This window comes from Stenotrophomonas sp. PS02297, from assembly GCF_029959705.1.
Taxonomy (GTDB): domain Bacteria; phylum Pseudomonadota; class Gammaproteobacteria; order Xanthomonadales; family Xanthomonadaceae; genus Stenotrophomonas; species Stenotrophomonas nitritireducens.
In genome coordinates this window covers 76,243-97,746 of record NZ_JASCOS010000001.1, presented here as the reverse complement: position 1 = coordinate 97,746, position 21,504 = coordinate 76,243, and the positions used below count along the sequence as shown (strand labels likewise).

Annotated in this window: 17 protein-coding genes; 5 read left to right on the top strand and 12 right to left on the bottom strand. The window is 68.1% G+C overall.

Features of this window, described 5'->3' with window-relative positions; translation table 11 throughout:
* Nucleotides 1-8: 8 nt before the first annotated feature.
* Complete coding sequence (eda, locus tag QMX80_RS00480) at nucleotides 9-668, top strand: bifunctional 4-hydroxy-2-oxoglutarate aldolase/2-dehydro-3-deoxy-phosphogluconate aldolase (protein WP_055769412.1); 660 nt, start codon at nucleotides 9-11, stop codon at nucleotides 666-668.
* A gap of 85 nt (nucleotides 669-753) precedes the next feature.
* Here eda and QMX80_RS00475 read toward each other — a convergent pair whose 3' ends face one another.
* The 3 genes from QMX80_RS00475 to QMX80_RS00465 all read right to left on the bottom strand — a co-directional run bounded on the left by QMX80_RS00475 (nucleotide 754) and on the right by QMX80_RS00465 (nucleotide 2,488).
* Nucleotides 754-1,248 (bottom strand): GNAT family N-acetyltransferase, encoded by a 495-nt coding sequence (locus QMX80_RS00475; RefSeq protein WP_282274543.1) that lies wholly within the window; start codon nucleotides 1,246-1,248, stop codon nucleotides 754-756.
* Nucleotides 1,248-1,514, bottom strand: coding sequence for a DUF1778 domain-containing protein (locus tag QMX80_RS00470; RefSeq protein WP_055769418.1), 267 nt, complete (start codon nucleotides 1,512-1,514; stop codon nucleotides 1,248-1,250). Before QMX80_RS00470 ends, QMX80_RS00475 begins: the two co-directional genes overlap by 1 nt.
* 104 nt (nucleotides 1,515-1,618) lie before the next feature.
* Entirely contained in the window at nucleotides 1,619-2,488 is an 870-nt protein-coding gene (locus QMX80_RS00465) for a DUF2306 domain-containing protein (protein ID WP_282274542.1), read from the bottom strand.
* Nucleotides 2,489-2,666: 178 nt separating this feature from the next.
* Between QMX80_RS00465 and QMX80_RS00460 the strand changes: the two genes are divergently transcribed.
* Nucleotides 2,667-4,679 (top strand): winged helix-turn-helix domain-containing protein, encoded by a 2,013-nt coding sequence (locus QMX80_RS00460; RefSeq protein ID WP_282274541.1) that lies wholly within the window; start codon nucleotides 2,667-2,669, stop codon nucleotides 4,677-4,679.
* A gap of 198 nt (nucleotides 4,680-4,877) precedes the next feature.
* Here QMX80_RS00460 and QMX80_RS00455 read toward each other — a convergent pair whose 3' ends face one another.
* From QMX80_RS00455 to QMX80_RS00415, 9 genes are all read right to left on the bottom strand, one after another.
* Nucleotides 4,878-8,045, bottom strand: a complete 3,168-nt coding sequence (locus tag QMX80_RS00455; protein ID WP_282274540.1) for a discoidin domain-containing protein — start codon at nucleotides 8,043-8,045, stop codon at nucleotides 4,878-4,880.
* 127 nt (nucleotides 8,046-8,172) lie between these two features.
* Nucleotides 8,173-9,009 (bottom strand): carbohydrate ABC transporter permease, encoded by an 837-nt coding sequence (locus tag QMX80_RS00450; protein ID WP_282274539.1) that lies wholly within the window; start codon nucleotides 9,007-9,009, stop codon nucleotides 8,173-8,175.
* The gene (locus QMX80_RS00445) at nucleotides 9,006-9,887 is read right to left on the bottom strand and encodes a sugar ABC transporter permease (protein ID WP_055769426.1); all 882 of its coding nucleotides are present in this window, start codon (nucleotides 9,885-9,887) and stop codon (nucleotides 9,006-9,008) included. The genes QMX80_RS00450 and QMX80_RS00445 overlap by 4 nt, the downstream gene beginning before the upstream one ends.
* Nucleotides 9,884-11,155: a sugar ABC transporter substrate-binding protein gene (locus tag QMX80_RS00440; RefSeq protein ID WP_282274536.1), complete on the bottom strand. Its 1,272-nt coding sequence runs from the start codon at nucleotides 11,153-11,155 to the stop codon at nucleotides 9,884-9,886. Before QMX80_RS00440 ends, QMX80_RS00445 begins: the two co-directional genes overlap by 4 nt.
* 9 nt (nucleotides 11,156-11,164) lie before the next feature.
* The gene (locus QMX80_RS00435) at nucleotides 11,165-12,727 is read right to left on the bottom strand and encodes a glucoamylase family protein (RefSeq protein ID WP_235504312.1); all 1,563 of its coding nucleotides are present in this window, start codon (nucleotides 12,725-12,727) and stop codon (nucleotides 11,165-11,167) included.
* Nucleotides 12,728-12,871: 144 nt separating this feature from the next.
* Entirely contained in the window at nucleotides 12,872-15,841 is a 2,970-nt protein-coding gene (locus tag QMX80_RS00430; protein WP_282274535.1) for a TonB-dependent receptor, read from the bottom strand.
* Between the two features lie 85 nt (nucleotides 15,842-15,926).
* The gene (locus QMX80_RS00425; RefSeq protein ID WP_282274534.1) at nucleotides 15,927-16,946 is read right to left on the bottom strand and encodes a LacI family DNA-binding transcriptional regulator; all 1,020 of its coding nucleotides are present in this window, start codon (nucleotides 16,944-16,946) and stop codon (nucleotides 15,927-15,929) included.
* 170 nt (nucleotides 16,947-17,116) lie between these two features.
* Nucleotides 17,117-17,389, bottom strand: coding sequence for a BolA family protein (locus QMX80_RS00420; RefSeq protein WP_055769431.1), 273 nt, complete (start codon nucleotides 17,387-17,389; stop codon nucleotides 17,117-17,119).
* Nucleotides 17,386-17,685: a YciI family protein gene (locus QMX80_RS00415; protein WP_055769433.1), complete on the bottom strand. Its 300-nt coding sequence runs from the start codon at nucleotides 17,683-17,685 to the stop codon at nucleotides 17,386-17,388. The genes QMX80_RS00420 and QMX80_RS00415 overlap by 4 nt, the downstream gene beginning before the upstream one ends.
* 347 nt (nucleotides 17,686-18,032) lie before the next feature.
* On the opposite strand from QMX80_RS00415, the gene QMX80_RS00410 reads away from it, so the two are divergent.
* Genes QMX80_RS00410 through QMX80_RS00400 form a run of 3 tightly spaced genes read left to right on the top strand, consistent with a single transcriptional unit; the run spans nucleotide 18,033 to nucleotide 21,470 of the window.
* On the top strand, nucleotides 18,033-18,980 hold the full coding sequence (locus tag QMX80_RS00410) for a ScpA family protein (protein WP_055769435.1): 948 nt from the start codon (nucleotides 18,033-18,035) through the stop codon (nucleotides 18,978-18,980).
* Between the two features lie 16 nt (nucleotides 18,981-18,996).
* Nucleotides 18,997-19,845 carry an SMC-Scp complex subunit ScpB gene (scpB, locus tag QMX80_RS00405; RefSeq protein ID WP_273083905.1) on the top strand — a complete coding sequence of 283 codons (849 nt, stop codon included), beginning with the start codon at nucleotides 18,997-18,999 and terminating at the stop codon, nucleotides 19,843-19,845.
* Entirely contained in the window at nucleotides 19,842-21,470 is a 1,629-nt protein-coding gene (locus tag QMX80_RS00400) for a pseudouridine synthase (protein WP_282274531.1), read from the top strand. The genes scpB and QMX80_RS00400 overlap by 4 nt, the downstream gene beginning before the upstream one ends.
* Nucleotides 21,471-21,504 lie beyond the last annotated feature (34 nt).

Here is a 21,504-nt window from a genome sequence, read left to right as displayed (position 1 = left end):
ACAACGCCATGACCATTGCCCAGCACCAGGACCGCGCCGAACACCTACTCACCGCCGCCGGCATCCTGCCCGTCGTCACCGTCCATACCCTAGACCAGGCGCGCGCGGTCAGCGCCGCGTTGCTGGAAGGCGGCCTGCCGGCCATCGAACTGACCCTGCGCACGCCGGTGGCGATGGAAGCACTGTCCATGCTCAAGCGCGAGCTTCCCGACGTGGTGGTCGGCGCCGGCACGGTGCTGACCGTCGAGCAGATGCGCCAGGCCATCGACGTCGGCGCCGACTTCCTGGTGACCCCGGGTACGCCGGCGCACATGGCCGACGCACTGGCCAAGGCGCCGTTGCCGGTGGTGCCGGGCGCTGCGTCGCCCACCGAACTGCTGGCGCTGCTGGCGCGCGGCTTCCGGGTCTGCAAGCTGTTCCCGGCCACCGCCGTGGGCGGGCTGGCGATGATCAAGGGCGTGGCCGGGCCGATTCCCGAACTGAAGCTGTGCCCCACCGGCGGCATCACCGAAGCCACCGCGGCCGACTACCTCGGGCAGAAGAACGTGGTCTGCATCGGCGGTTCGTGGATGGTGTCCGACGCCTGGATCCGCAACGGCCAGTGGGACGAGGTCAGGAAATCCGCCGCCGCCGCGGCTGCCATCGTGCGCTCGGTGCGCGCCGGCTGAAGGAAAAACCGGAGTCAGGGTGCAGTTTCCCGGGCAACTGCACCCTGAGCCCGGTTTTCCCGAAAGAACGGCGGTCCTGCCGTTTTCAACGGCTGCCGGCATCCAGCCGCAGCATCAGCACCAACGGCTGCAATGGCGAAGGCTGGAAGCCGTGGTGCATGTAGAACTGCTGCGCGCGTTCATGCAGCGCGTGCACCAGCAGGGCGCGCACGCCGGCCTGCGCGGAGACACCCACGACACGCCGCACCGCATCCATCAGCAGGTCGCCTCCCAGGCCGAGCCCGTGCGCCGGCCTGTCCACCGCCAGACGTCCCAGCACGATGGCCGGCACCGGGTCAGGCATGTTGCGCTTGATGCGACCCAGCGCCAGCTCATGTGAAATCGCCCCGGCCGCCAGCGCGTAATAGCCGCGCACGACATTGTCCGCATCCGCCACGACGAAGCTACGGCTGGCCCCACCCAACTGATTGACCAACGCGCGCTTTTTCAACCAGTCGTCAAGCTCGCTTTCACCACAGCCGAAATCATCCAACCGATGCGCGCTGGTCAGCGCCACCGGTTCGGCCAAGGGCAGACGCATCAGCTCTTTTCCCAGATCGGCCTGCGTGCCAGCAACCGCTCCAGACCAGGATTCGGCTTGGGTGGCGCATCCAGCATCGCCTTGAACTGCTCGAATTTCTCCGCGTCCAAGGTGAAGAACACCTGGTCCAGCACCACTTCCTGCGCGCGCCGGCAGGCGGTTTCCAGCATGAAATCGGAGCGGCTCTTGCCCAGCAGGCTGGCCGCCTGGTCGATCAGGTCACGTTGTTCGGGCAAGGCCCGCAGATTGATGGCGGCGGCACGCATGGCCCATGCCCTCCAATACACAAAAGATGTACAGATACTGCGCCGGCGTATATCTATTGTCAACACAATGACGGTAGTGCCGCAGCGGGGCCGGGTGCGTCCCTTCAACCGGTCACAAGCTGCAACAGGTGCCTGCCGTATTTGCCGGTGCCGGTCGCGCTCACCACGACCACCGCATAGACGAAGACCGCGGCGACCGCGGCCAATCCTGCCAGCGCTGGCCAGCGCCATGCAGGCGGCAAGACGATCCGTCTGTGCTTGTTGCGGATGAAGAACTCGGCGACCAGCAGGTTGGGGACGAAGAACAGGTAGAGCAGCGCATAATCGAAAAAGCCGCTGGCCTCGCCCGGCCCGATACCGGCGCCGCCGGTAAGGTCTTTCCAGGCGCGGAATTCGATATCGAACAGCCACGAGCCGAGCACCATGGCGAACAGCCGGATGACCCACGCCCGGTGCAGGTCGAACCGCCGCCCCCGCGCATGGACATAGGCCATGACCGCGCTGAGCATCATCACCCCGCCCCAGATGCCGAACGCGACCGACGCCGCGGGCGTATAGGCGCCGTGGGCGAAGATGAAGGACAGCCCGCCGCAGCCGGCCAGGAACCCGGCGCTCACATAGACCCGCCCGGTCCAGCGATGCACGGCCCGGTGACGCGCGCGGATCGTGGCCGAGAACAGGATCGGCCAGGCGAACAGCAGGATCGCCCCCATCGCGAAGTGCATCCCGATGCCGATGTTGGCGACCCAGTCCGACAGGGCGGGCATCGGCTGGCCTTCGAGCAAGGGCCGCCACTGCGCGAAATTCCGGAACGTCGCGCCGCTGGCGCGGAGCAGGATGTAGCTGCCGAAAACCGCCATGCCGGCAAGCGCCACCAGACGGAACAGGCGACCGCTCCAGCGCAGCAGGCGCTCGTCCATCGCATGCGCCGCCGGCCGGCGCTGTCCCGCGGCCACTCTGGCGTGTTCATTCATGGCACTCTCTCCCGACGCTGATGGCGTGTTGTGCGAGCGTCCCCCCCCGGCTTCGGCAGGTCTTTCGGAACGGCTCAGGCCATGCGCAGGTTCGTGAGGAAAAGCTTAGGAAGCGCCTGACCGCCGCAGGCCGCAGGCAGGTTGTTGACAAGAATGGCTTTCACCCTCCGGAGCCGATATGCCGCAATTCCCCCCGCAACGGTTCGCCTTCGACGATGTGGTCATCGACCTTGCCGGGCGCCGGCTGTGGCGGGCCGGGCGGGAGCAGGCGCTGGAGCCCAAGGCATTCGCCGTGCTGGCGCTGCTGGCCGGCGCGCCCGGCCGCGCGTTCACCCGGGACGAGATCCTCGATGCCGTCTGGGGCCACCGCCACGTCACCCAGAGCGTGCTAAACCGGATCATGAGCCTGTTGCGCCAGGCGCTGGGCGAGGATGCGGCGCACCCGCGGCGGCTGCATACGGTGCATGGCATCGGTTACCGCTTCGACCTGCCGGTCGCGGCGGCCGGCACCGAAGCCGAAGTCCCGGCGCCTCCCGGCGACGACGGAGCCGGCACCGTCCCGGCGGCGCCCGCGCCATCCGGTGGACACCGGCACCGGCCGGCCATCGCCGTGACCGTCATGGCCGCAGTGCTGTCGGTGCTCGCGGCACTCGCATGGCTGTTGCCGCCAGGACCGTGGCGGACGGCCACGGACCGGCCTGCCGCCGAGGTGTCGCTGGCCGTGCTCCCGTTCGAGGACCTGTCCCGGGCCGGCGACCAGGGCTATCTGGCCGACGGCCTGGCCGAGCAAATCCTCGACCAGCTGGCGCAGGCGCCTGCGCTGCGCGTGGTGGGGCGCACGTCGAGCTTCTCGTTCAAGGGCAGGCACGAAACGCCGCGGGCGATCGGCAGGAAGCTCGGCGTCGACCATCTGCTGCAAGGCAGCGTCCGCCGCGAGGGCGACCGCCTGCGGGTCACCGCCCAGCTGCTCCGCGCCGCGGACGGCCGCTATCTCTGGTCGAAGACCTACGCGCGCGAGCTGCGCGACGTATTCGCGGTGCAGGACGAAATCTCCCGCGACGTGGCGCTCGCCCTGAGCGTGAAACTGGACGTGGCCCGGTTCAACCGCGGACAGGGCGGCACCACCCAGGTCGAGGTCTACGAACGCTACCTGCGCTGGCGCGGCATCGTCATGGCCGAACGCTTCGACCTGGAACACGACCGCGAACGCCTGCGCCTGGCGCGGGAAATGGTCGCCATGGACCCGCAGTGCGTGCTGTGCCGCGATGCGCTGGCGGCGTCGTTGAACGCCATGGCGCAGGAGCTTGGCGGTGCGCAGGCGCGACAGCTCAGGGCCGAGGCGCAGCAGGTGCGTGCGCAGATCGCGCGCATCGCGCCGGACAGCTGGGTGGCCAGGCGCGAGCGCGCCAATGCGCTGTGGCGCGAAGGCAGCCGGGCCGAGGCCATCGTACTGGTCAGGCAGATCGCGGAGTCCGGCCCGCCAAGCAAGGAGCGCGTCTGGGACTACGTGTTCATGCGTTATGCCATGGGCCACCTGGACGACACCATCGCCCTGGTGGAGCAGGCGCGCGCCGTCGAGCCGATGGCGCTCTACCTTTCGCGCGACCTGCAGTACGACTACACCGCCGCGCGCCGCTATGCCGATGCCGAATCCGAATACCTGCGCGGCAGGACGCTGGAGGGCAGCCAGCTGGAACCGGATGCCGTGGCCTTCTTCCGCCAGCTCGCCGGCAGGCGTCCGGGCGGGATCGAGGAACTGCGCGGGCTCCACCAGCGCCTGCTCGGCAAGGGCCGTGATTTCGATACGCCGTTCTTCGCCGCGCTCGGCGGCGCGCTGGACGACCGCGCGGCCATGCTCGCCCTGGTCCGCAAGGCACTGGCCGACCCCGGCTATGGCGGCGGCAGCGAACGCGCCTACGTCTGGACCAGCGTGGCCGACGCACTGGGCGATGCCGGGCTGGCGGTGGCGACGCTGCGTGCGGGCCTGGAAGCACAGGAGGGCTTCGCCGAAGGGGCGATGGCACCGGCAGCCTACGTCGCCCTGTGGAACGCCCCCTACTCCGACCTGCGCGCCCATCCCGATTTCAAGAAGCTGCTGGTCGAAACCGGCGTCGCCGGCTACTGGCGGCAGACCGGCCATTGGGGTGACGGTTGCCAGCCGTTGGGAACGCAGGACTTCCAGTGCCAGTAAGCCCCGCGCGGTGCGCCGCGCCCACGGGAAAGATTCACATCCCGTCCGCACGCCCCGCGCAAACCCGATCCACGCGCAGGCCAGGGCTGCGCCCCCGGGGCTCGGCGATACGGACGCCCGCGTCGGCAGCGCAGCCTTGAGCTGCCCAGCCAGCGCGAAGACGGCCGCCGGCCGCAGAAGCGGTGGCGGACTCGGCTCTCAGCGGCGGCCGCGCTCGCCGCGCCGCAGCTCGGCCGGGATCTCGATCTCAACCTTCGCCGGCAGCGCCGTGATCCGCAGTTCGTTGCCCGACCACGGCGCCGGTTCGCCGTTGACGCTGGCCTGGCCCGGCGCGCCTTCGTAGGGCCACGGCAACACCAGCCCGCCGGCGGGCAGGCGCAGGCCATCGCCGACCTTCAGGGTCAGCTGCCGGTCGCTGCGCACCAGCGAGTACTGCAGGCGGCCATGCGCGGTGCGCAGCCCCTCGACGGCGATGCCCTTGCCCGCCAGCCAGGTTGCCGGCACGCCGGCGGCAAGCACGATGGCGTCGTCGATCTCGCGCTCGTAGGCGAACATGTCCAGCGCCGAACGCACGAAGTCCGAGGCCACCCAGGCATGCGGCAGGTCGCCGACGAAGAACGGCGTGCGCGGCGTCGAGGACACCACTTCGGCCCACTGGTTCCAGGCCGGCGGCGCGCGGTCCTTGAAAAAGAACTCGCTGGCCTCCCATGCGCGTTCGCGCCAGCCCAGGCGCACGAACGCACCGACGTTGCGCCACTCGTAGGGGGTGTAGTCCTTCCACTGCCGCTTGCCGTCGCGACGCTCGACGAACTGCCGCCAATAACGCTCGAAGGTGTTGTCCAGCGCCGGTTGCGGCAGGCGGCCCTGCTCGCCTCCAGGCGCCAGCGCGATGGTGGTCGAGGTCGCGTCGAAATCGCCCAGTTCCACCGAGCCTGGCAGGTAGTCGATCCGGTGCGCGGCCATGGTCGCGCGCAGCGAGTCGTCCAGGTCCTGGCGGAACTGGTCGCGCGAACCGGCCATCGCTTCGGCCTCGGTTTCCAGCCCCAGCGCCACGGCCATGTCGGCCGCGTCCTTGTAGCCGCGCAGAGCCCAGAAATCGTCCCAGTACGAATGCACCGGCTTGGCCGAGTAGCCCTCGTGGCTGATCGAGGCCGGCATCATCCCGTAGAAGCCCGGGTTGCGCGCGCGGCTTTCCTCCGTGCGCTCTCCCAGCCGCAGGTCTTCCATATAGCCCCAGGCCGCCAGCACGTGCGGCCACATGTGCTGCAGGAAAGCCGTGTCGCCGGTGTGCCGCCAGTACTCGGCGATGGCGTGGATCAGCTCGCCATGGCTGTCGTTCTCCGGCACCGGATCGCTGCCGCGTGCATCCACGCAGCACGGCACCATCCCACTGTCGAACTGGTAGGGCGCATACCAGTCCAGGTACTGCCGCACCGCATCCTCGCGGCCCAGGCGCAGCAGGCCTTCGGAAATCATCGCGCCGTCGCGGATCCAGCTGCGCGCATACGAGCGCGTGCCCGGCTGCAGGCTCGGCCCCACCCGCGAGATCAGCATGTGCGCCAGCGCGGTGCGCAGCGTGTCGGCCAGCGGCTGGCCGGCGTCGGGCAGCTGCAACCGCACCTGGTCCAGCTTCTGCCGCCACATCGCCGCGACCTGCTGCTGCGCCTTGTCGGCATCGAAGCCGGCCGGCATCGCCCAGGCGCCGGTCTGCGGCAGCACCAGCGCGACCTCGCGGCTCTGCCCCGGCTCCAGCTTCCATGTGTAAAGCATCGCGCCGGACGCCAGCCCGGTCGGATCGTTGACCTCGCGCGTGCCCGGCAGAGTCTTGTCGGCCAGGTGGGTGACGTCGAGTTTGCTGTCGAACGCGCTGGCGAAGCCGGCGTCGGGCGGTGTCGCGGCGAACACCCGCGGCTGGCCGTTGACCGCTACCTGCCCGCCCTGGACCGCCAGCCGCTCGATCCGGCTCACCCCGCCGACGGTGTTGAGGAACTGGCTCGGCGGGTTGACCTGGAACGGGCGTACCGCCAGCGCCAGCCGGTACTCGTGCGCCACCTTGTCCGGGTTGTGCAGGCGATAACGCGCCACCAGCTGCGCCTGTTCGGGGCGGCCCTGCACGAAGCCGGTCACCTGCAGGTCGAACTTGTCGTGCTTCCAGTCGACCGAGGGAACCGGCAGGTAGCCGTCCTGCAGGCGCTGGCCGGTCGTCACCTCGGCCCAGCCCAGCACCTTGCCGTCCAGCACCACGAACGGCTCGATGCTGAAGCCGGCCCGCACCGCTTCCAGCGTGCCGTCCTCACCCATCAGAGCCTGCTCGCGGCCGCCGTCCAGGCCGAGCAGGGTCCAGTACGGCTGTTCGCCACTGAAACCACGCGGCAGCGCGCCGCGTGGCAGATCGCGCGCCACCGAGCGCACGAAATCGTTCGGCGTGTCGGCGAAATCCAGCGGCTTCAGGCTGATGTCACGGATGCCATAGCGCCAGCTGGGACCGTCGATCAGGTCGAAGCGCAGGTAGCGCGCCTCGGTCTCGGGCAGCGCCAGCCAATCGCGTCCACCACCGCCGGCGGTGACCTCGCGCAGCCTGCGCCAGTCGCGCCCGTCGCTGGAAGCCTGCACCGTGTAGCGCGATGCCTCCAGTCCCGGCACCCACTGGATCACCGCGCCGCCGAACTCGCGCACCTTGCCCAGGTCCAGGCTGACGGTCTGCTGCTTGACCCCGCCGCTGATCCACACCGTGTCCGGCTTGCCGTCGGCGATGCGCTGCTGCAGCGCGGTCGCGGTGTCGGCGATGACGGAGGCGGTCAACGCCGAGGTGTCTTCCCTGGGCAGCGGCTGCAGCGTCAGCTGGTCGAAGCAGACCGTGCCCTTGCCGCCCACCTTGCTGTAGATGGTGAACTCCACCGCGGCACTGCGGCGCAGGATCTTGTCCTGGCCCGGCCCCCAGGCCTTCTCGATGTGGCGCTTGCGGTAGCTCACCCGCGTCCAGTTCTTCGGGAAGGCATAGCCGCCGCGGTTGACCCACCACACGTTGTCGCCGCTGGCATCGATCAGCTTGAACTGCAGGTCGTTGGCCGGCGAATCGCCGCGCAGCCCGAACGACACCTGGTAGTTTTCCGGCCAGGTGACATCCAGCCGGCGACGGATGCCCGCATAGCCGGAAACCTCGTGGAAGTCGTAGTCCAGGCACAATGCGCGGCCGCCATTGCCGCTCACCGGCCGCAGCGAGCCGCTGACCTGCGGCGAGGTGACCAGCTGCCAGGCGCCGATGTCGTCGAACTTCGCCAGCACCCGGCTCCCGCCCTCGGCCGCCAGCCCGTTGCCGGCCAGTGCGGCGATGGAAAACAGCAGGAGGGCGAGGTGCTTTTTCATCACGACGGATCTGGAGTTGTCGGCGGCCGGTGCTGGATTTTCGCAGATTGCGGGAGCACCGCGACGGTGCTTGCGGGGGAAAGCATCTGCAGGATGCGCACCTCTGTGCGCCCCTGCAGGGGGCCGGTCAGCCTTTGACGCTGCCCAGCAGCAGGCCTTGGATGTAGTAGCGCTGCAGCAGCAGGAACAGCAGCAGCACCGGTAGCACCGTGATCACCGCGCCGGCCATCATCATCTCCACGTCCATGATGTGTTCGCGCGAGAGCGAGGCCAGCGCCACCGGCAGGGTGTAGTGCTCCTGGTCGGTCAGTACGATCAGCGGCCACATGAAGTCGTTCCATGCGCCCATGAAGGTGAAGATCGCCAGCGTCACCAGCACCGGCTTGAGCATGGGCAGCACGATCTGGAAGAAGATGCGCGCCTCGCTGGCACCATCGATGCGCGCGGCCTCCAGCAGTTCGTCGGGGATCGAGCGCGCGTACTGGCGCACCAGGAAGATGCCGAACACGCTGGCCAGCGCCGGCACCACCACCCCGCCCCAGGTGTTGACCAGTCCCAGCTGCTTCATCAGCAGGAACAGCGGCAGCATCGCCACCTGTGCCGGGATCACCAGCGCCGCCAGCAGTCCCTGGAACACCCGCTCGCGGCCGGCGAAGCGCAGTTTGGCGAAGGCATAGCCGGCCAGCGTATTGAACAGCAGCGAGCCCAGGGTGATGCTCACCGACATGCCCAGGCTGTTGAGGAAGTTGCCGGCCATGCCGGTGCGTGCGAACAGTTCGCGGTAGTTGCCGGCGGTGGCCTGCGCCGGCAGCAGCGGCGGTGGGAACTGCGAGGCCTGCCCGCTGGGCATGAACGACACCGACACCATCCACGCCAGCGGCGCCAGGCTGACCAGGGCCAGCAACAACAGGGCGCCGTTTACCCACCAACCCCAGCTACGTGACTGGCCGATCTCGCGGCTCATACCAACTCCCTGCGCTTGCCGAAGCGCAGCATCAGCGTGGTCACGCCGAGGATGATCAGGAACAGCAGGAACGCCACCGCCGAGGCGCGTCCCAGGTTCCACCACTTGAAGCCTTCCTCGAACATGAAATACAGCACGCTCACCGTGCTCTGCAGCGGATCGCCGCGGGTCATCACGTAGGGCTCGGCGAACAACTGGAAATAGCCGGACACGGTGATCACCCCGACCACCAGCAGCACCGGCCCGAGCATCGGCAGGGTGATGTGCAGGAACTGCATCCAGCGCGAGGCGCCGTCGATGCGCGCGGCCTCGTACAGGTCCCTGGGGATGGCCTGCAGCCCGGCCAGGAAGATCACCATGTTGTAGCCGAAGTTCTTCCACACCGCGAACAGGATGATGGTCGGCATCGCCCAGTGCGGGTCGCCCAGCCAGTCCACCGGATGGATGCCGGCGTGCCCCAGCGCCCAGTTCACCAGCCCGTAGCGGGTGTGGAACAGGTAGCGCCAGATCACCGCCACCGCCACTAATGTGGTCACCACCGGCGCGAACAGCGCAGTGCGGAACAGCGCCTTGAAGCGCGCCGCCGGCGCGTTGAGCAGCATCGCCGCGCCCAGCGACAGGGCGATGGACAGCGGCACGCCCAGCACCACGAAATACGCGGTGTTGCCCAGCGACTTCCAGAACATCGGCGTGCGCAGCAGGTCCAGGTAGTTGTGCAGGCCGACGAAGCGCAGGTTGTGCGGGTCGGCCAGCGCGTACAGGTCGAAATCGGTCAGGCTCAGCGCCAGCGCCGACAGCACCGGCAGGCCGAAGAACACGCCGATGACGATCAGCGCGGGTGCGGCGAACACCCAGCCTGCGAGCGGTCGCCGCTTCATCGCGCCCCCTCCGCGCCTTGCTGTTCGACGATCCAGCGCCGCTTGGCCAGGATGTCGTCCACCTGCCTGTCCAGTTGTTGCACTGCCTTGTCCTGCGGCAGGCCGCCGCGCACGACCTGCTCGGTCACCACCCGCATCTGCTGGGCGATGCGCTCCCACTCCAGCACCTTGGGCGTGGGCTTGACCCGCTCCAGCTGCTCGCCGAAGGCCGCCGCCAGCGGGTCGTCGCGCAATGCCGCGCTCTGCCACACGCTGCGGCGTGGCGGCAGGTCGCCGATGAGGGCGTGGAAACGCTGCTGCATGGCCGGTCGCGACAGGAACTCGATCAGCTTCCACGCCGCCTGCTTGTGCTGCGAGGACTGGAAGATCACCAGGCTGGTGCCGCCGGCGATGCCGGCCCCGGGCCCGTGCGGCCCCGGCAGCGGCGCGGTGCCCCACTCGCCCTCCAGCGACGCCGGTTGGCGCTGTCGGAACTCGCGGATGTTCCAGGGCCCGGACAGGTAGAACACGGTGAAGCCGCGGAAGAACTCGTCCCAGACATTGGATATCTGGGTTTCGGACATCTTCGGCGCCCAGCCCTGCTCGAACATATTGGCGTAGAAGCCCAGCGCGCGGCGGAAACCGGGGCTTTCGAAATTGCCGCGGGTGTCGTGGTCGCGCAGCAGCGCATCGTCCTGCTGCAGGGCCAGCGACAGCTGCGGCTCGAATTCGTTGAGCGGCATCAGCACCGGGTAGCGGTTCGCGCCGATCACCTGCTTCAACGCCGCGTTCATCCGCTCCCACTCGGCCCAGTCGCGTGGCGGATGGTCGTAGCCGGCCTGCCGCAGCAGGTCCTTGCGGTAGAACAGCAGCCGCGTATCCACGTACCAGGGAATGCCGACCAGTTGCCCCTCGACCACGTTGGTATCCCAGATGCCCGGAAAATAGTCATCGGGTACGACCTCGCGCGAGCCGGCCACGTAGGGCTGCAGCGGCGTGAGCGAGCGCAGGGTGGCGAACTCGGGAATCCAGGTGTTGCCCAGCTGGCAGATGTCCGGCAGGCCATCGGCCGCATAGGCGGTCAGCAGTTTTTCGTGCGCCGCCGTCCACGGGATGTTCTGCACGTCGACGCGGATGCCCGGATTCTCGGCCTCGAACTCGCGCACCAGTTCGCCGACCACCTCGGCCTCGCGCCCCATCGCCCAGAAGCGCAGGGTGATGCCGTCCGGCGGCCGCGCACAGCCGGCCAGCAGGAGCAGGCACAACAATGCGGACACGCGCAGCGCCATCGCCCCGGCCTACTGCGGCCGCGCCGCAGGCTTGTCCGCCGCTTTCTGCTCCTGCGCAGCGGCGGCGCGCGATTCGGCGATGCCCACCGCGCGCGCGGCGGCGGCCTTGTCGTCCTTCTGCAGCGGCTGCCACTCCTCCCCTTCCGGCAACAGCCAGCCGCCGGTGAAGCCGGCGCGCTCCAGGCCCTTGCGGACATAGGGATTCTTCTTCATCACGTTCCAGACGAATTCGTCGCGGTAATTGGCGATGCCGGCCAGGATCGGCCCCTGGTCGATGGCGATGTAGTCGCTGGCCACCCAGCCGCGGTCCGGGATCAGGCGCCCTGTCTTGAGCGGGATGTCGTAATTGAAGCTGGGATTGAACGAATCCAGGAAGCCGTAGCTGGAATACAGGTAATCGCCATAGCGCCGGTGCATTTCCTGCGTGGCCGGAATCACCACCTCCGGCGCGAACGGCAGCGAAGAAATCGCCGCCGACGGCACGATGGTGCCGTCGTCGAAGTTCTCGCGCAGGCCCGCGCCGCGCGCGGAGTAATGGCGGAACTGGCGCTGCTCGCCCTTGTATTCCTGGGTGGTGTTCTGTGGACCGTCGCCGGCGGTCAGGCCCCAGACGTTCTCGCCGTAGTCCTTCCACTGCATCGGGTTGGCGATGGCGTATTCGCGCTGGGCCAGCGTGGCGCGGCGGCTGTTGAGGAAGTAGTCGATGCCGCGCTCGCGCATGTAGGCGTCCTGGATGTCGCGGAAGTCGATCCAGACGTGGCTGTACTGGTGGCCGAACAACGGGCCGAACGACAGGTACTCCTGCCCCTGGAACACGCCCCAGTCGTTGTCGTAGGTGCGCGTCCACACCGTCCACGCATCGGGCTGGACCGGATGCGTCGGCGAGCCCAGCGCCAGCACGTAGAGCATCATCGCTTCGTTGTAGCCCATCCAGTCGTGCTGGATGAAGCCGCTTTCCGGGAACCAGCCCATCGACACCAGCGGCTTGTTGCGCTGCAGCCACTGCCAGTCCACGCGCCGGTAGAGCGTGTCGGCGATCTGCCGGATCTCCTTCTCGCGCGCATCGTTGCCGTCGTAATAGGACTGCGCGAACAGCACGCCCATCAGCAGCAGCGCCGTATCCACGCTGGACAGCTCCACCCAGCTGTCGTAACGGCGCCCATCCTGCATGTCGAGGAAGTGGTAGTAGAAGCCCTTGTAGCCGGCCTTGCCGGTGCGCTGCGGGCCGGTGGGCACGTCGCGCAGGAAGCGGAGCGTGGTGAGCGTGCGGTCCACCGCCTGGGTACGGCTGACCCAGCCGTTCTCGATGCCGATCGGATAGGCGGTCAGGGCGAAACCGACCGAGGCGATGCTGGCGAACGGCCGCGACGGATAGCGGTCCGGCGTCAACCCGTTCTGCTCGTTGGTGGTGTCCCAGAAGAACTGGAAGGTGCGCCGCTCGATGTCGTCGAACAGCGGCGGCAGTTCGGGCTTCATCGGCCGCGGCGGCAGGTCCGGTTCGATCAGGATCACCTGGGGCAGCACCTTCGGTGTCGGCTCGGGCGCCTTGCCGCACCCGCCCAGCAGGCCCAGCGCTAGGCCGGCGGCGGTGCACAGCAACAGCTTGGTGGTACGCGGGATGCTCAAGACGCTTTCCGTTGGATGGAACCGTGGAACGACGGGGATGCCTGCGGGCAGGCGGCCCGGCCGCCGTTGCCGGCGGCCGGGAGCGGGGCCTTACCAGTCCAGGCCGAAGGACAGCTTGAAGGTGCGGGTCGGCAACGCGATCGAAATGGGCTTGCCCCAGGCAGGATTCTGCGGCTCACCGGCTCCGCCCCTCCAATCCTCGTAGCCGTCGTAATTCGGCCAGTTGAATACGTTCAACACATCGCCGCGGATGCGCAAGCGGATGTTGCTGCCGGTATCCCACACCTTTTCCATCGCCAGGTCGATCTGCTTGAAATCCTCGCCTGGCGTATAGCTTTCGAAGTGGCAGTAGGCCCAGGCGGAAACATTGCAGTTCTGGTAATAGCGCGGGGTCGCATCGGCCCAGGTTCCCTTGCCCGAGAACGTAGTGCCCCAGGGACCATCCCAGATGCCCGTCATCACGATCCTGTTTTCGGGCACCTTGCCGGGGAACCAGCCGTAGTCCCGGACCGTCTCGGCATTGAACGCCCCCGGCCATCCGTCGATCGGGCTGTTCTGTTCCGAATCGGTGTAGGTGTAGGCCAGGGTCACTCCCCAGCGCGATTCGCTCGTGTAAGGTTTTTCGAGCTTCACGTAGACCGACTTGCTCTTCGTCTCCAGGGCATTCTGGGCAAGAATCAGGTTCGAGAACGGCGCGAACCCTGCGCCCCACGGCGGCGGATCGGTCGCGCCCGCCGGATCCGTCGGGAAGAAACTGCCATCCGCACGGCGGTTGCCCAGCAGGAAGGCGATGCCGTCATGGCTGCGCACATACGAGTAGGCCACCTCGGTATTCCAGTCGTTGCCCAGCACCGCGAAGGTATTGCGCATTCCCAGGCTGAACTGGTCCGAATAAGGCACCACCAGCTTGTTGTTGTTCAGGAATACTTCCCGCGAACCGGCCACCGACGACGCACGCAGGAATTCCGGATCCAGATAGCGCGGATCCCAGTCGCGGCAAGTGGCCGCGGTAGCGGTGTCGCATGGATGCAGCGGCGTGTTGAAGTCGTACGTGTAGGTTCCCCAGCTCGCCTTGGATACTTCGTTCTGCAGGTAATCGAACAGGTTTCGGTCATACGAGCGCCCTGCACCGCCGAATATCACGTGCCGCTGGTCGCCATGGATGTCGTAGGAGAAGCCGAACCGCGGCGCCCAGTTGTTCTTGTCCGACGAACGATTGCCGCCGGTGCTGATGTAGTCGTTGATGTTCACGCCCGAATTGGGCAGGTTCGCATTGGATGCCTGCAATGCGGACACGACCTGGGCAGGCGTGACGTAATCGTCATAGCTCGGCGTGCGTTCGTAATCCCAACGCACGCCCAGATTCAGGGTCAGGTGCTCATTGACCTCCCAGTCGTCCTGGATGTAGAGGCCGAACTGCTTGTTGTTCGACTTGACCGTGCCGTTGCCGAACCCCGGCACCGGCGCACCGAACTCCACGTGGGTCGGTATCGCCAGGCTTTCATGGATGTCGTAATAGAACTGCGGGTTGTACTTGTTCTGCTCCAGGGTCTGCAGATCCACCTGCTTGTACTTGACCCCCATCTTCACGGTGTGGCCGTCCCAACCGTTGAAAGTCAGGTCGTCCTGCACCGACCAGCCCTTCTGCCCCTTGTCCTGGTAGTTGTCGCCACCACCGCTGCGGACGATGGTGTCCCACCAGTTGCCGTCACTCAGGTAATAGCCGGGAATGAAGTTGGCCGGCCGGGGGCTCCAGAACGCATCCTCGTAGGTGATGTGCGCATCATTGAGCCAGTTGTAGCTGCTGAACTGGTAGCGCAGATCGACGCGCTTCTCGTTGTTCTCGTTCAGGGTCGCCGCCAGCGGCAGGCGCTGATCCTGTACCTGGATCGTCTCGCTCTCGTCGCGATACTTTGCCGTCAACTCGAAATAGTGGTTCTCGCCGAACAGCCAGTCGATCTTGCCGAAGTACAGGTCTTCCTTGAACGGTGACGTGCTGGTCCCGTTGCCGTACTGGGCCTGCAGGTCCGCCGGCAGCTCCGCGGGACTGTAGCCACGGCCAAGATTGAAGGTCCGCGGGGTCAGGTATTCCTTTGCTTCGTACGCAACGAAGAAATGCGCGACGTCCTTGATGAGGGGACCACCGAAGGAGACGCCATACTGCTCCTGCTTGCTCTGGGCCTTGGCCGCTCCATCGCGATTTTCGAAGCGGCTGCGCGAACGCCAATCGGTACTGGTGTGATCCCAGAAAAAGCTGCCGTCGAACTCGTTGCTTCCCGAGCGCGTGGCCGCCACGATCGCCGCACTGCTCAACTGGTCGTATTCGGCCTTGTAATTCTGGGTGATGACCTTGTACTCGCCGATCGCCGATTGCGGGAACGGATTTCCGCGGCTGGTGTCCTGTCCGCTGATACCGCCCGTGGTGACGTAGTTCTTCTGGCCTACGCCATCAATGAAGACGTTGACCGCATTCGCGCTCTGCGCTCCCGAGCGCACGCGCGTATTGCCGCTGGCATCGGTAATGAATTGCACGCCGGGCGCGGTGTCGGCGAAAGCAAGGAAATTACGGGTGTTCTGTGGCAACGCATCGATCTGCTTGGAAGTCACGTAAGTGGCGATTTCCGAAGTCTTGGTCTCGACAGGCGCCTGCGCCGTCACCTGCACGGCTTCCAGGGTAGTAGCCGCGCCGCCCGCGGTTTCGGCCACGCCGCCGACGCCCAGGTTCACGGTGGCGGTCTGGCCGACCTGCACGGTGATGTTCTGGCTGCTGCTCTTGCCGCCGGCACTGACGTCCACGCGATAGGTGCCCGGCGGCAGGCCGGCCAGCGAGTAACCGCCATTGGCCGTGCTCTGCACGCTGCGGCTCAGGCCGGTGGCGAGGTTGGTCGCGGTTACCTGCGCCTGTGCGGCCGGTGCCGAATCGGCCATCACCTGGCCACGGATGGTGGCGCCGGTGCTCTGCGCGAACGCCGGGGCAGCGCCGAGCACGAGGCAACTGGCCAGCGCGCAGCTGAGCAGCCTGCGGGCCGGGTGCGTCTTGCGGGTAGCGGAATGGTTCATCTTGCTCTCCGGGTGCGGCAGCGCGGCTGCCATTCGGTTCGTTCCGGTGCGTTGTCGCCGGGGGCTCCAGCGCAGGGACAACGGGTCAGGACGTTTCTCGTCGGGATGTCGAGTCGCGCACGATCAAGCTGGGTACCAGGATCGCGCCGCCGCCTCCCGATGCGTCATCGCGGTCGATCATGTGCAGCAGATGCGAGGTCGCCCGCCCACCGAGGTCGGCGATGCTGACCTGCATCGTGGTCAACGAGGGGTGAACGAAACGTGCCAGCGGGATATCGTCGAAGCCGGCCAGCGCCACCTGCTGCGGCACGCGCACGCTGGCCTGGTTGAAGGCGTACAGGCAGCCCAGCGCCATCATGTCGTTGGCGGCGAACACCGCGTCGGGCAGCCGCGCCTCACGCAGCAGCGCCTGTCCGGCCGCGTACCCGGACGCCTCGTCGAAGCCGCCGGACAGGACGATGCCCTGGGCGGCTGCGGCGGATCCGGCCATCGCTTCCTCGAAGCCGCGCAGGCGCTCGCGCGCGTCATGGTTTGCTTCGGGGCCGGCGATGAAGGCGATGCGGCGACGCCCGGTTTCCAGCAGGTGCCGGGTCATGGCCATCGCGCCGGCATGGTCGTCGATCCCGAAGGCCGGGTACTGGCCGTCCACCAGCGGCGTATTGATCAGCACGGTGGGCAGCGCCGGCGGCAGGTTGTCCTTCAGGAACCCGGGATCGGCCGCATAGGGCGACATCACCAGCAGGCCATCCACGCGGCCGCGCATCGCCTGCAGGGCCACGCCCTGCTGCTCCTGGTCCCCGTGATAGCTGGACACCAGCAGGTGCCAGCGGTGCGTGCGTGCCACGCCATCGATGCCGCGCATCAGTTCGGAAAAGAATTCGCCGTGCAGGTCGGGCAGCACCAGACCGATTGTCTGCGTGCTGCGGCTGCTCAGGCTGCGCGCGGCCGCATGCGGGGTGTAGCGGAGCCGGCGGGCGACTTCCAGCACCTGCTGGCGCACCGGCTCGGCGACGTTCTCGTGGCCGTTGAGGGCGCGCGACACGGTGGCGACGGAGACCTTCGCCTCACGGGCAACATCCTTGATGGTGATTGCCGGTTTCGCCACCGCTATGCCCTCCGCAGGCAGGGGTCGCGGCGACTGTAAGCGTTTTCACGCCAATTTGTAAACAATTTGTTACAGGTGATGTCGTCGACGGGACAGATCGTGTCCGCCCTGTGGCTCGCCTGGGCAGAGCCTGCCGCGGGCCGAACGTGGCCCCGGCCTCATGCCATGGATCAGCCGCCGGCTTCAGCCGGCGTCTGCGCCTTGATCGACAACGCGTGGATATCGGTCTGCATCATGTCGCCAAGTGCCGCGTACACCGCCCGGTGGCGGGCCAACGGCGCCATTCCGGCGAAGGCCTCGCTGACGATGACCACATTGAAATGCCCCCGCCCGTCGCGTGCGCCGGCATGACCGGCATGGCGGTGGCTGTCGTCCTCCACCTCCAGATGCAGGGGCGAGAATGCGGCCTGCAGGGCCGCCCCGATCCGCTCCGGCCGGCTCACGGCAGCACCTTGCGGAACGGGCGCACGTCCACGCGCTGGTAGACGCCGGCGGCCACGTAGGGGTCCTCGCCGGCCCAGGCGCGGGCGGCGGCGAGGTCGTCGAAACTGGCGATCACCACGCTGCCGCTGAAGCCGGCGACGCCGGGGTCCTCGGCGTCGATCGCCGGACAGGGGCCGGCCAGCAGCAACCGCCCCTGCTCCTGCAGCGCCTGCAGCCGCGCCAGATGCGCCGCCCGCGCCGCCTGGCGCGCGGCCAGCACGCCCTGCCCGTCGTAGCCTTCTATCACGTACCACACGGCTCGCCGCTCCTTGTCCGCTGAATGATGGCCGGCAAGTCTAGCGCCTCGGCGCTGGACACCGCCCGGCCGGGGCGATTACTCTTTACGCCATTGCACGCAGCCGGTCTGTAACGGCCCGGTGCGGCGGCAGGCAAGGCCACCGCCGTCCGACCGATCCACGATTCCTTCCCGGACTGTGTAGACGACCTCCCTGTGATGACGTTGCCGCATGAAAGCGCGGCATGTCGCGTTGTTGATGTGCACGCACGCCGGACAGGCGCGCATGGCTTGCAATCCAGAAGACAGGACCCTGTCCCGGGCGGGAACCCGGAACGTAAAGGCTCGCAACACCCGATGTCGCCCTGATGACTTCAGAACTCGCGCCCGCCGCGAACCCGCCAGCGCCGCCCACCTTTCCGCAGCAGCAGGAAATGCCGCTGGCGGTGGTGCATGGCCAGCCGGTGCTGCAGATCCCGCAGGACCTGTACATCCCGCCGGATGCGCTGGAAGTCATCCTCGACGCCTTCGAGGGCCCGCTGGACCTGCTGCTGTATCTGATCCGCCGGCAGAACCTGGACATCCTGGACATCCCGGTCGCCGAGATCACCCGCCAGTACGTCGAGTACATCAACGTCATGCAGGAGCTGCGCTTCGAGCTGGCGGCCGAGTACCTGGTGATGGCCGCGATGCTGGCCGAGATCAAGTCGCGCATGCTGCTGCCGCGCCCGCCCAGCGAGGAAGGCGACGAGGCCGACCCGCGCGCCGAGCTGGTGCGCCGGCTGCAGGAGTACGAACGCTTCAAGCAGGCCGCCGAGGACATCGATGCCCTGCCCCGCCAGGACCGCGACACCACACCGGCGCACGCCTTCGTGCCGGACCGGACCACGGTGAAGGTGCCGCCGCCGGTGGACCTGAAGGAAATGCTGTTGGCCCTGCACGACGTGCTCAAGCGCGCCGAACTGTTCAGCGGCCACGCGATCAAGCGCGAGGCGCTGAGCGTGCGCCAGCGCATGGGCGACGTGCTGGAGCAGCTCGAGGACGGCAGGTTCCACCGCTTCGAAAGCCTGTTCACCGCCGAGGAAGGCAAGCTCGGCGTGCTGGTCACCTTCCTGGCCCTGCTGGAACTGGCCAAGGAACAGCTGCTGGACATCGTGCAGGAACATCATGTCGCTGAGGCAAGCCAGGGCGAACGCCCGCCACTGGCGCCGATCTACGTGAAGTCGCTGGCCGCCGGCAACACCAACGCGCCGCTGCAGTTCTCCAGCGAATTCGACGATGGCGAATTCGACGACGCCACCCCCGACCCCGCCTGAGCCACATTCCCGACACATGGATCAACCGCTGATCAACCGCATCGTCGAAGGCGCGCTGCTGGCCTCCAGCCAGCCGCTGACCCTGGCGCAGCTGCAGGAGCTGTTCCCCGAGGATCAGCCGGCGCCGCCGGGCAGCGTCGAACGCGCGCTGGAACTGCTGCGCGAAGGTTGCCAGGACCGCGGCGTGGAGCTGGTCGAGGTCGCCTCCGGCTTCCGCTACCAGATCACCCGCGAAGTGCACGGCTGGGTCTCGCGGCTGTGGACCGAACGCAAGACCCGCTATACCCGCGCCACCCTGGAAACCCTGGCGCTGATCGCCTACCGCCAGCCGATCACCCGCGGCGAGATCGAGCAGGTGCGCGGCGTGGCGGTCAGCAGCAACATCATCCAGGCGCTGGAAGAGCGCGAATGGATCCGCGTGGTCGGCCACCGCGACGTGCCCGGCAAGCCGGCGCTGTTCGGCACCACCCGCGGCTTCCTGGACTACTTCGGCCTCAAGCGGCTGGACGAACTGCCGCCATTGTCCGAACTGCGCGACATCGGCGAACTGGAGCCGCAGCTGCCGCTGGGCGACGACGGCCAGTTGGCCGCCCCGCTCGCCGCCGGCGCGGCCACGCCCGAAACCGCCGCAGCCGACGATGATGCCGGCCACGGCGATACCGACACCGCGGCAGCCCCCGACGACGGGGACGCCGCACCCGACACCGCCCCCACGGGCGAACCCGACGCCGCGCCGGGAGAGCGCGCGGCGGAAGTGGAAGACACCGGAAACAACGCCGTCGCGACGACGACCGTGGCTGTTGACGAAGCCGATCCCGAACCTGAGGCCGACGAAGAAAACGCCGGCCGGAGCCAAACAGAATGAGTGACACCCCCCGCAAGCCGTCGTTGAACAAGCTCTCGCTCAAGCGCGAAGCCACGGTCGAACAGCCCAAGCTCGAAGAGCGCCTGCACAAGGTCCTGGCACAGGCCGGCCTCGGCTCGCGCCGCGCGCTGGAACAGCGCATCGCCGACGGCCTGGTCAAGGTCAACGGCGAGACCGCGCAGACCGGCATGTCGGTCAAGAGCGGCGACAAGATCGACCTGGACGGCCGCAGCTTCGTCGCCAGCGCCCTGACCGATCCCTCGCGCGTGCTGGTCTACAACAAGCCCGAAGGCGAAGTGACCACCCGCGAGGACCCCGAGGGCCGCCCGACCGTGTTCGAGTCGCTGCCGCCGCTCAAGGGCGCGCGCTGGATCGCCATCGGCCGCCTGGACATCAACACCACCGGCCTGCTGCTGCTCACCACCGACGGCGAACTGGCCAATGCCATGATGCATCCGTCCTTCGAGGTCGAGCGCGAATACGTGGTGCGCGTGCGCGCCCCGGAAGGCCAGGAGAAAGTGCCGGACAACGTCGTCGACCGCCTCGCCCGTGGCGTGGCGCTGGAAGACGGCCCGGCCAAGTTCGACGAGATCGAACGCATCGGCGGCACCGACTCGCACGACTGGTTCCGCGTGGTGGTCAAGGAAGGCCGCAACCGCGAAGTGCGCCGCCTGTGGGAATCGCAGGGCTGCCAGGTCAGCCGCCTCAAGCGCACCCGCTACGGCAAGATCGGCCTGCCGCAACCGCTGCTGCGCGGCCACTCGCAGGAGCTGCCGGCCGCCCAGGTCGAGGCGCTGCGTGCCGAACTGAAGCTGGAGGAAGGCACGCCGTCGGCGCTGACCCTGCAGCCGGTGATCGGCCAGCGCAAGGCCGCCAAGACCACCGTGCGCGTGCGCGAGGGCGGCCGCGGCAATGCCTACGTCAACGGCCACAACACCGCCGACGAAGGCCGCGAACTGCGCCGCTTCGACACCCTGCGCGAAGACCGCGGCCGTGGCCGCGGCGGCAAGGGCGGCGGCTTCAAGGGCGGCCTGACCGTCAGCGGCGAAGCGGCGGCAAAGCAGTCGCAGAAGCCGTTCAAGCAGCGCAAGCCCAAGGGCGACCGCAGCCTGCCGGAAGGCAATCCCGCCGCGTTCCGCACCTGGTACGTGCCTGAAGGCGTGAGCACCGGCCCCAGCGGCCACCGCAACGCCGGCCCGGGCGGCAATCGTGGCCCCGGCCGTGGACCGGCCGGCGAAGGCCAGGCCCGTCCGTACGGCAAGCCGCGCCCGGGCGCCGGCGGCGCCGGTCGTGGCGGTCCCGGCCAGGGCCGTGCGCCGGGCGCTGGCCAGGGTCGTGCGCAGGGTGGCGGCCAGGCCGCCGGCCAGGGCCAGCGCAAGCATCCGTATGGCCATCCGGGCAATGCCCCGAGCTTCCCGTCCGACCACGCCACCCCGGGCTTCAGCCCGTATGGCAGCCCCAAGCCGGCCCAAGGCGCCCGTCCGGGCGGTCGTGGTCCGAATGGCAACCGTGGCCCGGGCGGCAATCGCGGCCCCGGCGGTCCGGGTGGCAACCGTGGCCCGGGAGGGGCCGGCGGCAACCGTGGTCCGGGTGGCCCGCGCCGCAGCGGCCCGCGCGGCGGCTGATCTGCTGCTGGAGCGGCAGCGTCCTGCCCTCCAC

Coding starts and splice junctions, on each gene's coding strand:
- eda (WP_055769412.1), top strand. CDS start 9: ATGACCATTGCCCAGCACCAGGACCGCGCCGAACACCTACTCACCGCC.
- QMX80_RS00475 (WP_282274543.1), bottom strand. CDS start 1,248: ATGCGTCTGCCCTTGGCCGAACCGGTGGCGCTGACCAGCGCGCATCGG.
- QMX80_RS00470 (WP_055769418.1), bottom strand. CDS start 1,514: ATGCGTGCCGCCGCCATCAATCTGCGGGCCTTGCCCGAACAACGTGAC.
- QMX80_RS00465 (WP_282274542.1), bottom strand. CDS start 2,488: ATGAATGAACACGCCAGAGTGGCCGCGGGACAGCGCCGGCCGGCGGCG.
- QMX80_RS00460 (WP_282274541.1), top strand. CDS start 2,667: ATGCCGCAATTCCCCCCGCAACGGTTCGCCTTCGACGATGTGGTCATC.
- QMX80_RS00455 (WP_282274540.1), bottom strand. CDS start 8,045: ATGAAAAAGCACCTCGCCCTCCTGCTGTTTTCCATCGCCGCACTGGCC.
- QMX80_RS00450 (WP_282274539.1), bottom strand. CDS start 9,009: ATGAGCCGCGAGATCGGCCAGTCACGTAGCTGGGGTTGGTGGGTAAAC.
- QMX80_RS00445 (WP_055769426.1), bottom strand. CDS start 9,887: ATGAAGCGGCGACCGCTCGCAGGCTGGGTGTTCGCCGCACCCGCGCTG.
- QMX80_RS00440 (WP_282274536.1), bottom strand. CDS start 11,155: ATGGCGCTGCGCGTGTCCGCATTGTTGTGCCTGCTCCTGCTGGCCGGC.
- QMX80_RS00430 (WP_282274535.1), bottom strand. CDS start 15,841: ATGAACCATTCCGCTACCCGCAAGACGCACCCGGCCCGCAGGCTGCTC.
- QMX80_RS00410 (WP_055769435.1), top strand. CDS start 18,033: ATGACTTCAGAACTCGCGCCCGCCGCGAACCCGCCAGCGCCGCCCACC.
- scpB (WP_273083905.1), top strand. CDS start 18,997: ATGGATCAACCGCTGATCAACCGCATCGTCGAAGGCGCGCTGCTGGCC.
- QMX80_RS00400 (WP_282274531.1), top strand. CDS start 19,842: ATGAGTGACACCCCCCGCAAGCCGTCGTTGAACAAGCTCTCGCTCAAG.